This window comes from Vibrio cincinnatiensis, from assembly GCF_022113815.1.
Taxonomy (GTDB): domain Bacteria; phylum Pseudomonadota; class Gammaproteobacteria; order Enterobacterales; family Vibrionaceae; genus Vibrio; species Vibrio cincinnatiensis_A.
Map to the genome: position 1 here is coordinate 1 of NZ_SGOM01000093.1, position 384 is coordinate 384.

The 384-nt window shown below is 45.1% G+C and carries 1 protein-coding gene; it reads right to left on the bottom strand.

The annotated features are described in order from the left end of the window. Positions 1–33: 33 nt before the first annotated feature. Positions 34–384 (bottom strand): IS3 family transposase (locus EXA13_RS17020; protein WP_238134065.1); only part of this gene is annotated, 351 nt, incomplete at its 5' end.

Consider the following 384-nt stretch of genomic DNA (forward strand, 5'->3'; position numbering starts at 1 on the left):
TAGTGTACCCCACGAAAAGTGGACACAACATAACTACACACTTTCAAACACCACTGGACTCACATAGCCCAACGCTGAGTGCTTCCTATTTCGATTGTAATAGATCTCGATATATTCGAAGATCCCCATTCGAGCTTCTTCAATATTTTGGTAGTCTTCTGCATATATCAGCTCGACCTTTAGTCGGCTGTAGAATGACTCCATCACTGCGTTGTCCCAACAATTGCCTTTACGGCTCATGCTTGGCACTCCGCCATGCTTGCGCATGAAGTCCTGATAATCATGTGCCCTGTATTGTACACCACGATCTGAATGGATTATGACCCCCTTAGGCGGCTTACGTGATTTGAACGCCATTTTCAGTGCATTCGTAATGAGTTGAAC